This window comes from Lysobacter sp. P5_B12, from assembly GCF_056400425.1.
The window spans coordinates 257,555-268,247 of the sequence record NZ_JBFULG010000005.1 but is presented as its reverse complement, the minus strand read 5'-3'; the positions used below and the strand labels follow the sequence as shown (position 1 = coordinate 268,247).

Genomic DNA, 10,693 nt, shown 5'->3' with positions numbered 1-10,693 from the left:
CTCCACCAAAACTCGCTACGTCCCACCCCTTGAGAGCGTGAGCGCGATCAATCCCTTCGATTGAACCGCGACCCTCCACCCTCTCCCTGGTGACAATAGCGCTGTGGCACCACCCGATCCCATTCCGAACTCGGAAGTGAAACGCAGCCGCGCCGATGGTAGTGTGCATCCGCATGCAAGAGTAGGTCATCGCCAGGGCCTTATACCCAAACCCCGCCAGCAATGGCGGGGTTTTTCTTTGGGCGGTTGGAACTTACGGGGAACTAACACCCCCTCGTTTCAGGCGCCTTTGAGCGTCACCACCAATACATCGCGATGCGCGGGTTCGGCCGGATCCAGCGCCGTCACCGCCGTCACACCGTGGAAGACGCGCGCATCGTCGACAAGCGCCGCGTCGAACGCATCGCGCAACGTGAACGACCCGAGCTCCGTCCCATCGGCCAGGTGGATCGTCGTGGTGCCGCTTTCGATGTTCCGCCGATCGACCATCAGCACGAGCACGTAATCGACGCCATCGCGGTGCACGCCTTCCGGCGTCGGCTCGCCGGCTTCCCCCGGCCGCGCTTCGATGCGGAACTGATGCACTTCGATCCGCCATTGCGGGACATCCGGTGCAAGCCCACCGAAGAACCCCACGCAATAGCGCAGGATCGTCTGCAAGCACGCACCGCCGGCGACAGCTTCGGTCACCGGCTCGAACCACCGCTCGATATCGCCCTGCAGCGCGTTGTATTCGGACGTCTGGAAATGCGGTTGGTTCGGCGCGCGCACCACGGCGCCATCGGCGGTGGCATCGAACACCGCATGCCGCCGCCGCCGCGCACGCCCCGTGCGCGCGAGATAAGGATCGGGCCCGAGCTGCTCCCAACTGGCGGCGAACCCTGCCCAATCCTCCAGCCCGCCGACGCCCGCGAGCGTCGCCTGCATCGCATCGCCATGCACGAAGCAGAACCCCTGTTCGCGCACCACGTCGACGCAACGCGCGCCTTCCGCATCCATGGCGAACGTGCCGCTCACGGCATCAGGCCGCCGCCGGTGCCGCGCCGCCGACATGCAACGCCGCGAGCACGATCAACGCCATGGCGCACGCGAACCCGACGAACCACGCCAGGCTGCGCAACGAATGCTTCATCCCGAGCGAATACACGATCCCGTGCAGCGCGCGGCTGATGACGAAGATCACCGCAAGCCACGCAACATGCGCTTCCGGCACGCCCGCCAATTGCGCCATCACCACGCCCGCAGCGAACGGCGCGAACGCTTCGAACGCATTCAGCTGCGCCGAATTCGCGCGATGCACTTTCGGATCGGTCTGCCGCGCGACCCAACCGCGCGGATCGCGGTTGTCGTAGTGCGCGCCGCCCGACTTCGCGACCGTCGTCCACACGTACGGCAACAACGCCGCCGCCAACACGCACCAATACGCCAGGGCCATCGTCATCGTTGCGTCTCCGGTGAAGGTTGAATCAGGGGGCCTTCGCATCCGCGCGCATCGCATCGCGCGCCGCTCGGAACGGATTGCCTGCGCGCCAGTTCGGCCACGTCGTGCCATCGGCGAGCACGCGGCCCACCGTATACAGCGTGTCCAGGTCTTGTATCGTGCCTTTCAGGTTCCAGTTCGCGTCGAATTCATCGGCCGGCTTGTGATACCGCTGCTCGGTGTATTCCTCCGCCGCCTTGCGCCCCGCCGCGGTGCCGCCTGCGACGAGATCCTCGCCGCCCTCGGCATACAGCGCCGGTACGCCGGCCTTGGCGAAGTTGAAATGGTCGGAGCGGAAGTAGAACCCACTCTCCGGCGTCGCTTCGGCATGCAGCTTGCGGCCTTGCTTGTCGGCGATCGTCTTGAGCACATCGTCGAGTTCCGAATTGCCCAGGCCGGTCACCACGATGTCCTTCGACGGCCCGAAGGTCGACATCGCATCGATGTTGATCGCAGCCACCGTGTCCTTCAGCGGCACGGCCGGATGCGCGACGTAATACTTCGAACCGAGCAGGCCCGATTCCTCCAGCGTCACCGCGAGGAACAGGACGCTGCGCTTGGGCGGCGCTTTCGCGAACTGCCCTGCGATCTCCATGATGCCCGCCACGCCGGTCGCGTTGTCGATGGCGCCGTTGTAGATGTTGTCGCCGGTTTCGTCGGGATGCTTGCCCAGGTGATCCCAGTGCGCCAGGTACACCACGGCCTCGTCCGGCCGCTCCGTGCCCGGCAGCTTCGCCACCACATTGCGCGAGGTTTTCTCGACGATCGTGCTGTCCAACGCCACCGACGCCTTCGCCTCCATCGGCACGGCCTTGAAGCCGCGCTTGTTGGCCGCCGCGCGGAGCTTGTCGAAATCCAGGCCCGCATCAGCGAACAAGGCCTTCGCCTGCTCGCCCGTGATCCAGCCTTGCACCGGCAAACGCGGCGCCGGATCGTCGCTCGCGCGCAAGTCGAACTGCGCGCCCGACCACGAACCCCGCACGACATCCCAGCCATACGACGCGCCCGCATCGTCGTGCACGATCAACGCCGCCGCCGCGCCCTTGCGCGCGGCTTCTTCGAACTTGTAGACCCAGCGCCCGTACCAGGTCATGCGACGCCCTTCGAACAAGGTCGGATCGTTCGCATGGAACCCCGGATCGTTGACGAGGATGACGACCGTCTTCCCCTTCACGTCGAGCCCTGCGTAATCGTTCCACTGCTGCTCGGGCGCATCGACGCCGTAACCGACGAACACCACGTCGCTGTCCTGCACGCTCACGTGCTTCTGCCCCGTGCGCGTGCCGATCACCATGTCCTGGCCGAACTTCAGCGTGTGCGGCTTGCCCTTCACGACGACCTGCATCGTCGTCTTGTCGCTCGCCGTGGTCTCGGTCATCGGCACGACCTGCGTCCACTCGCCGGCGTTGCCCGGCTGCAGGCCCATCGCCTTGAACTGCGCGACGATGTAATCGACGGTCTTCTGCTCACCCGGGCTGCCGGGCGCGCGGCCCTCGAACGCATCGGACGACAGCACGCGCACGTGTTCGGCGAAATCGCCGGCGGCGATCTCGGGGACGAACGCGTGGGTGGAGGCGGGCGCGGGCGCCGTCGCGGTGGATGCCGCAGGAGGCGTGGACGGAGGAGGAGCGGCGCTCTCCGGCGCGCGGTTGCAACCGGCCAGCGCCATCGCGCCAGCCAACACGATCACCAAGGGTCGAACCTGCGTGCTCGGCATCCGCCGTCTCCGGGAAAGGGCAACCCCGGGATTTAAGCACGCCCATCGCAGGCCGGCCCGTGCCGGCCCGCGATGCGGGAAACATCAGTCGCGGCGGTCGTCCGGCGCGGTCTGCGTGCTGAAGGCGATCGGCGTGGCGCCGCTGATGCGGCCGACCTTCGCGGTGGAGTGCACGTAAAGCACGACTTCGCGTTCGAAGACCAGCGCGCCATCGACGCGCGCATTCGGGCCGATCACGATCCGCGGCGGCTTCTGCTTGCCCATCTGGAACCAGCCGTGGTTGTTGTTCTTTTCCACGTGGATGCCGCCGTGCACGTGCGAACCGACGCCGACGGTCACGTCGCCGTTGACCGTTTCGATGCCGCCGCCGACCTCGGTCTGGACCAGGCCGATCGCGCCGTTGACCGTGGAGATGCCTTCGCCGACGTGGCCGCCGGTGTCGACGTAGATGCCACCGTTCACGGTTTCGATGGTGTCGGCCACCTGCGCCTGCGCGCCGACGCGGATGCCGCCGTTGACCGTGCTGAGCGAACGCACGCGGATGCCGTCGCCGCCGGCGATGCTGCCGTTGACGGTTTCGACATCGTCGGCCTGCGCGTTGGATTCGACCTTGATGCTGCCGTTGACGGTGCTCAGGTCGTCGTAGACCTGGCCCGGCTCCGCCGTGATGCTGCCGTTGACCTTGTCGATTTCCTCGTGGTGCTGCGCGAAGGCGGGAAGGGCCGCGACGGCGAAGGCCAGGGCGAGGGTGAGGCGGGCGTGCTTCATGGGGCGGATCCTGGAAATGGGCAGGTGTCCGGGAACAGATGCGGCGAAGGGGGATTCGGTTTAACCCCCTTCGTTACAATCCTCGACAGTCCTTCGTTCCAGCCGGAGTTGCCGTGCCTGCCGCCCCCTCCCGTCCCAAGCCCGTCGTCCTGCTCATCCTCGACGGCTGGGGCCATCGCGAGGACCCCACCGACAACGCCCTGGCCCAGGCCGACATTCCGAACTGGCGCCGCCTCTGGTCCACGCAACCGCACACGCTCATCCACACCGAAGGCCGTCACGTCGGGCTGCCCGACGGGCAGATGGGCAATTCGGAAGTCGGGCACATGAACCTCGGCGCCGGCCGCATCGTCTACCAGGACCTGACGCGCGTGGACGCCGCCATCGAGGACGGCAGCTTCTTCACCAACGCCGAACTCCTGGCCAGCTGCGCCGCCGTGCGCGCCGGAGGCGGCACGTTGCACGTCATGGGTCTGCTCTCGCCGGGCGGCGTGCACAGCCACGAAACGCACATCTTCGCGATGCTCGACCTGGCCAAACAGGCCGGCGTCGAACGCGTGCGCGTCCACGCTTTCCTCGACGGCCGCGACACGCCGCCGCAATCGGCACACGCCAGCCTCGTCGCATTGCAGGCCAGGTGCGATGCGCTCGGCAACGCGCGCATCGCCACCATCGGCGGTCGCTATTGGGCGATGGACCGCGACAAGCGCTGGGACCGCGTGCGCCGCGCGTGGGATGCGATCGTCGAAGCGCGCGCCGACCATCGCGCGACCGATGCGCTGTCAGCACTCGCCGATGCCTACGAACGCGGCGAGACCGACGAATTCGTCGCGCCGACCGTGCTCGCCGGCGCGACGCCGATGCACGACGGCGATGCCGTGGTGTTCATGAACTTCCGCGCCGACCGCGCGCGCCAGCTCGCCGCGGCCTTCGTCGATCCGCACTTCACCGGCTTCACCGCGCGCCGCCCGCAACTGGCGCGCTTCACGTGCCTGACCGAATACGACGCGAAGCTCGACGCACCCGTCGCGTTCGCACCAGACGACCTGCGCCACACACTCGGCGAACTGCTCGCGGAGAACAATCTGACGCAACTGCGCATCGCCGAAACCGAAAAATATGCGCACGTCACGTTCTTCTTCAGCGGCGGCCGCGAAGATCCCTATGCGGGCGAATCGCGCATCCTCATCCCGAGCCCCAAAGTCGCCACCTACGACCTGCAACCGGAAATGAGCTGCCCCGAGCTGACGGCCAAACTCGTCGAGGCGATCGATTCGCAGGCCTTCGATGTCATCGTCTGCAACATCGCCAACCCCGACATGGTCGGCCACACCGGCAACATCGCGGCCGCGATCAAAGCCGCCGAAGCGGTGGACGTCGCGATCGGTGCGGTCGAAGCCGCGGTGCGCCGCACCGGGGGGGCCTTGCTGATCACCGCCGACCACGGCAACCTCGAGCAAATGCGCGATCCCGACACCGGCCAGCCCCACACCGCCCATACCGTGGGCCCGGTGCCGCTGATCTTCGTCGGCCCGCACATCGCGTCGCTGCGCAGTGGTGGCGCGTTGCGCGATGTCGCGCCGACGATGCTCGCCCTGCTCGGCCTCCCGCAACCGGCCGAAATGACAGGCGCCAGCCTGATCGGCTCGCATTGAATGCGCCGCGCTTGAAGCACGCATCCGCGTTCCTCCTCGCCCTTGCGCTGTCGCTGACGGCCGGGGCCGCGTCTTCGCAGGACAGCAAGGACGCCGAGCAACGACTGAAGAAAGTGCGCAGCGAGCTCAAGGACGTCGCGGCCGAACGCCGGATGTTGGAAGGGCAGCGCGGCGATGCGTCGCGCAAGTTGCGCGATGCCGACGAAGCCGTGGGGCGCGTCGGCCGTGCGGTGCGCGACACCGAACATGCACTCGCGCGCGACCAGGCCGCGCTCGCCGACCTGCAGCAGCGCCGCGACACACTCGACGCCGGCCTCGCCGCGCGACGCACCGAACTTCGACAACTCGTGCGGTCGGCCTACACGGTCGGCGACGATTCCGCGCTCAAGGCGCTGCTCGCGCAGGACACCGTGGACGAGGCGCAGCGCACGCTCGCCTATCACCGTTACGCGCAACGCGATCGCGCGAAACGCATTTCCGAGCTGACCGCGCAGATCCAGGAAGTCGACGCGCTCCAGCAGCAGATCGTCGAACGCCGCACCGCGCTCGACACGGCGCGCCAGGCGCAGCGCACGCAACTGGCCGCGTTGCAGGACGCGCGCACCGACCGCGCGAAGCTGGTCGAGCAGATCGAATCGAAATACAAGGATCGCGCGAGCCGCGAACGCGCACTCGGCCAGGACGCGAAGGCGCTGCAGCAATTGCTCGCGCAATTGCGCGCCGCCGCGGCGCGGGCCGCGCGCGAGAAAGCCGCGGCCGATCGCGCCGCCGCGAAGGCCGCCAAGGCCGCGGGCAACAAGACGACCGCGGGTGCCGGCACGCCGCTGCGCAAGAACACCACCACCGGCCCCGCACTCCAGGTCGGCGGACTGAGCTGGCCGGTCTCGGGCAGCCTGCTCGCACGCTATGGCGGCCCGATGCCCGATGGCCGCACCAGCCAGGGCGTGCTGATCGCCGCGCCCGCCGGCACGACCGTCAAGGCCGTCGCCGATGGCCGCGTGGTCTTCGCCGACTGGATGAATGGCTACGGCCTGATCCTCATCGTCGACCACGGCAATGGCTACATGAGCCTGTACGCGCACAACGACGCGCTGCTGAAGGATGCCGGCGACGCCGTGCACCGCGGCGATGGCCTGGCCAGCGTCGGCAACTCCGGCGCGCAGGGCCGCGCGGCGCTGTATTTCGAACTGCGGCGCAACGGCCAACCGGTGGATCCCGACGCGTGGCTGAAACGCCAGTGACGCCGGATGACCAACGCCACGCGCTCTTAACGCGCCAACGCGCCACGCTTGCATAATCAGGACGCACCTCTCGCGCCCCCACGCACCGGAACCCGACATGCGCACTCCGACTTACGCCCTCCTGCTGCTGCTCGCTTCGGGCTGCGCACTCGCGCAACAGGCACCTGCGGCCGCGGCGCCGGAACAACAGGCGGAAAAAGAGGTCTCCACCAGCGACGACCCCGATGCCGCCGAAAGCGCCACCAGGATTCCGCTCGACGAAATCCGTCGTTACGTGTGGGTCTACAACGCGGTGAAGGAAGCCTACGTCGATCCGGTCGACGACAAGAAGCTGATGGATTCGGCGGTGCGCGGCCTGCTGCTGGATCTCGATCCGCACAGCGCCTACCTGCCCAAGCGCGACGCGCGCGCCTTCGACGAACAGACGCAGGGCGCCTACACCGGCGTCGGCGTCGAGTTGATGACGCTGCCCGATCGCACGCTCAAGGTGGTTTCGCCGATCGACGAAACGCCGGCCGCGCGCGCGGGCATCCAGGCCAACGACATCATCATCGCCATCGACGGCAAGTCGGTGAGCGATTCGCCCTCCGACGAAAGCGCCGACGACGACGATGCCGATGGCAACACCGCGCCGCTGCGCGGGGCGCCGGGCACGAAGGTCGTGTTGACCATCGTGCGCGAAAGCAAGCCCAAGCCTTTCGATGTCACGCTCACGCGCGAACGCATCCGCGTGACCAGCGTGCGTTCGCGCATGCTCGAACCCGGTTACGGCTACGTCCGCGTGGCGACCTTCCAGGCCGACACCGCCGCCGATTTCTCGCGCGCACTCGACACGCTGGAAGCCAAGGGAAAATTGCGCGGGCTCGTGCTCGACCTGCGCAGCAACCCGGGCGGCCTGCTCACCGCCGCGGTGCAGATCGCCGACGAATTGCTCGACAAGGGCAAGATCGTCAGCACGCGCGGCCGCGTGGCGCTGAGCGATGCCGAGTTCAGCGCGACGCCGGGCGATCGATTGAACGGCGCGCCTGTGGTCGTGTTGGTCGACGCTGGTTCGGCGAGCGCATCGGAAGTCCTGGCCGGTGCGTTGCGCGACAACAATCGCGCGCGCGTCGTCGGCAGCCGCACCTTCGGCAAGGGTTCGGTGCAGACCTTGCTCCCGCTCGACAACGGCGATTCGGTCAAGCTCACCACGGCGCGCTATTTCACGCCGAGCGGGAAGTCGATCCAGGCGCTCGGCATCCAGCCCGACGTGGTGTTGCACCCGTCGAAGGATGCAGTGAACGGCGGCAAGGCCGGTTACAGCGAAGCCTCGCTGCCGGGCCACCTGCACGGCGATGGGGAAATCGCAGGCTCCAATGCCGGCGAAGTGCTCGATGGCGATGCGCCGATCACGGCCGCGCTGACCGAACTGAAGAAGAACGTTGCGGTGACCTCGCCCTCGCCGTCGGCGCCGAAGAAAAACTGACGCGACCGGCGCGGCTCAGAAGCCGCGCTGCCGCCGCAGCCGGCGGGCGATCGCCGCACGCACCACCACGGCGAAGAGAATGCCGAAGGCGAAGCCCGCCAGGTGCGCCCACCAGGCCACCGAGCCGAGCGTCGGCCCGATGTAAGCGAACACGACCTGCAGCAAGGCCCAGATGCCGATCAGCAATGAGGCCGGCGCGCGCACGAATTCGAGGAACAACCCCAGCGGCAGCACCACGCCGAGTTTCGCGCGCGGGAACAGGGCCAGGTACGCGCCGATCACCGCCGACACCGCGCCGCTCGCACCGATGATGATCCGGTCCGGCGCGCCGATGGTCAGCGCCGCGGCGAGGTTGGCGACGGCCCCGCCCAGCAGGAACAGGCCGAGGAACCGCCAGGGCCCCATCGCCCGCTCGGCGGGCAGCCCGAAGATCAGCAGGAACACCAGGTTGCCGACCAGGTGGGCCCAGTCGGCGTGGAGGAACAGGGCCGTCACCAGCCGCAGCGCCCGACCATCCTGCAGCGCGGCGGGCCAGGCGTCGGGCGACATGAAGCCGCCCGACAGCGCGCCCCAGCCCATCACGAGCGCCCGCTGCTCGCCGCTCGTGCCCATCGTCGCCCACAGGAAGGCGGACGACAGCAGGACGACCAGCAGGGGCGTGGCCCATCGCAGGCCGCGCTTCTGGCGGGTGGGGAGGGAGACGAACATGGCCGGCCGATCCTACCGGGATGCCGCGGGCAAAAAAGCGAACGAGCGTTCGTTACGGAATAGGCAGTTTGGCGTTAGCAACAAGTTAACGAGTTGTGTATCTTCCCTACGGCGTCGTACGTCGGGAGGGGTTCCGGCACGCGCCGGTGCAGGCCGCAGAGCCTCCCGAGCCCAAAACCAAAAATTCGTCACCGGAGACAACTCGCAATGCAAACGAACACCGTCATTCGCATCTCCGCACTCGCGCTCGCTGTCGCGGGCGGTCTTGCGATCGGCCAGGCGCACGCGTCGGGCTTCCAGCTCAAGGAAAACAGCGTCAAGGCGATGGGTCGTGCCTTCGCGGGTAGCGCGGCAGCCAAGGGCGATACCTCGGTCGTCGCCAACAACCCGGCTGCGATGTCGACGTTCAAGAAGGCCGCGATCCAGGCCGACGTCACCATGATCGACCTGTCGGCCGACTTCTCCGGCGGCGGCTCCGCTGCCGCGGGCACGCCCCTGCAGCAGCCCCTGACCGGCGGCAACGGCGGCGACGCCGGCGACAGCACCGCGGTCCCGGCCCTGTCGGCCGTGTTCCCGATGGGCGACTCGGGCGTTACGCTCGGCGCCATGGTCAGCGCGCCCTTCGGCCTGAAGACCGAATACGACTCCAACTGGGTGGGCCGTTACACCGCCATCAAGTCGGAAGTGAAGACCTACGACCTGACGCTGGCCGCGTCCTTCGACTTCGGCAGCCAAGTCTCCTTCGGCATGGGCCTGGTGTACGAGCGCGCCGAAGCCACGCTGTCGAAGGCCATCGACTTCGGTTCGCGCGTCTGCCAGATCAACATCCAGGCGTGCATCCTGCCGACCCCGCAGACCGCCGCGTTCGGTCCGCAGAAGAACGACGGCACGGTCGAAGTCAACGGCGACGACACCGGCATCGGCTGGATCGCGGGCATGCACATCCACCCGAACGAGAACTTCTCGCTGGGCTTCTCGCACCGTTCGGAAATCGACCACGACATCGAAGGCACGGCCGACTTCACCCTGCCGCCGAGCATCGCCACGCTGCTCGCCGGCGCCGCCCCGGGCCAGTTCATCGATGCCGGCGCGCTGGCTTCGCTGACGACCCCGGCGGTCGACACGGTCTCGGTCACCTACGGCCTCACCGACAGCATCACGCTGATGGGCGACTGGTCGTACACGCAGTGGTCTTCGCTCAAGGAAGTGGCGATCCAGTTCAAGAACCCGGCGCAGCAGCCGAACCCGGCCGTCGAGGATTTCGCGTGGGAAGACACCTCGTTCTGGTCGGTCGGCGCCGAGTGGGCGTTCAATGACCAGTGGACCTTCCGCGCCGGTTACGCGCAGGACCAGTCGCCGACGCACGTCGAAACGCGCACGCCGCGCCTGCCCGACGCTGACCGCCAGTGGTTCTCGCTGGGCGCCACCTGGGCCCCGAGCGAACATTGGGAAGTCACCGCCGGTTACTCGCGCATCAAGACCGACGATCCGAAGATCGCGCTGAGCCCGTCGCTCGCCAACAGCGGCACGACGCTGTTCGGCAGCTACAACGCGAACGTGAACCTGTGGGGCCTCAGCGGCCAGTACAAGTTCTGATCCAGGCGACAACGCAACAAAGAAAAAGCCCCGCGAAAGCGGGGCTTTTTTTATCCAGACTGC

Annotated in this window: 8 protein-coding genes, 1 rRNA gene and 1 pseudogene; 5 read left to right on the top strand and 5 right to left on the bottom strand. The window is 67.7% G+C overall.

Annotated features, from left to right (window positions below):
- Nucleotides 1-85: 85 nt before the first annotated feature.
- Nucleotides 86-198: ribosomal RNA gene (gene rrf, locus AC1DOM_RS10565) — 5S ribosomal RNA — on the top strand.
- Nucleotides 199-279: 81 nt separating this feature from the next.
- Here rrf and AC1DOM_RS10560 read toward each other — a convergent pair.
- The 4 genes from AC1DOM_RS10560 to AC1DOM_RS10545 all read right to left on the bottom strand — a co-directional run bounded on the left by AC1DOM_RS10560 (nucleotide 280) and on the right by AC1DOM_RS10545 (nucleotide 3,965).
- Nucleotides 280-999 (bottom strand): 2OG-Fe dioxygenase family protein, encoded by a 720-nt coding sequence (locus AC1DOM_RS10560; RefSeq protein ID WP_498963015.1) that lies wholly within the window; start codon nucleotides 997-999, stop codon nucleotides 280-282.
- Nucleotides 1,000-1,021: 22 nt separating this feature from the next.
- Entirely contained in the window at nucleotides 1,022-1,441 is a 420-nt protein-coding gene (locus tag AC1DOM_RS10555) for an MAPEG family protein (RefSeq protein ID WP_498962998.1), read from the bottom strand.
- Nucleotides 1,442-1,466: 25 nt separating this feature from the next.
- Complete coding sequence (locus tag AC1DOM_RS10550) at nucleotides 1,467-3,197, bottom strand: M28 family metallopeptidase (protein WP_498962996.1); 1,731 nt, start codon at nucleotides 3,195-3,197, stop codon at nucleotides 1,467-1,469.
- A gap of 84 nt (nucleotides 3,198-3,281) precedes the next feature.
- A complete protein-coding gene (locus AC1DOM_RS10545; RefSeq protein ID WP_498962994.1) occupies nucleotides 3,282-3,965 on the bottom strand; it encodes a DUF4097 family beta strand repeat-containing protein in 684 nt (227 codons plus the stop codon).
- A gap of 113 nt (nucleotides 3,966-4,078) precedes the next feature.
- Here AC1DOM_RS10545 and gpmI point away from each other — a divergent pair, with 113 nt between their 5' ends.
- From gpmI to AC1DOM_RS10530, 3 genes and pseudogenes are all read left to right on the top strand, one after another.
- Nucleotides 4,079-5,620, top strand: coding sequence for a 2,3-bisphosphoglycerate-independent phosphoglycerate mutase (gene gpmI, locus AC1DOM_RS10540; protein ID WP_498962992.1), 1,542 nt, complete (start codon nucleotides 4,079-4,081; stop codon nucleotides 5,618-5,620).
- Between the two features lie 11 nt (nucleotides 5,621-5,631).
- On the top strand, nucleotides 5,632-6,861 hold the full coding sequence (locus AC1DOM_RS10535) for a murein hydrolase activator EnvC family protein (RefSeq protein ID WP_498962990.1): 1,230 nt from the start codon (nucleotides 5,632-5,634) through the stop codon (nucleotides 6,859-6,861).
- 97 nt (nucleotides 6,862-6,958) lie between these two features.
- Nucleotides 6,959-8,456: pseudogene (locus AC1DOM_RS10530) on the top strand (S41 family peptidase); the annotation flags it as partial.
- On the opposite strand, the gene AC1DOM_RS10525 reads toward AC1DOM_RS10530, so the two are convergent.
- Nucleotides 8,342-9,034, bottom strand: a complete 693-nt coding sequence (locus AC1DOM_RS10525; protein ID WP_498962988.1) for a rhomboid family intramembrane serine protease — start codon at nucleotides 9,032-9,034, stop codon at nucleotides 8,342-8,344. The pseudogene AC1DOM_RS10530 and the gene AC1DOM_RS10525 sit on opposite strands and share 115 nt — an antisense overlap.
- A 207-nt stretch (nucleotides 9,035-9,241) precedes the next feature.
- On the opposite strand from AC1DOM_RS10525, the gene AC1DOM_RS10520 reads away from it, so the two are divergent.
- Nucleotides 9,242-10,630 carry an OmpP1/FadL family transporter gene (locus AC1DOM_RS10520; RefSeq protein ID WP_498962986.1) on the top strand — a complete coding sequence of 463 codons (1,389 nt, stop codon included), beginning with the start codon at nucleotides 9,242-9,244 and terminating at the stop codon, nucleotides 10,628-10,630.
- Nucleotides 10,631-10,693 lie beyond the last annotated feature (63 nt).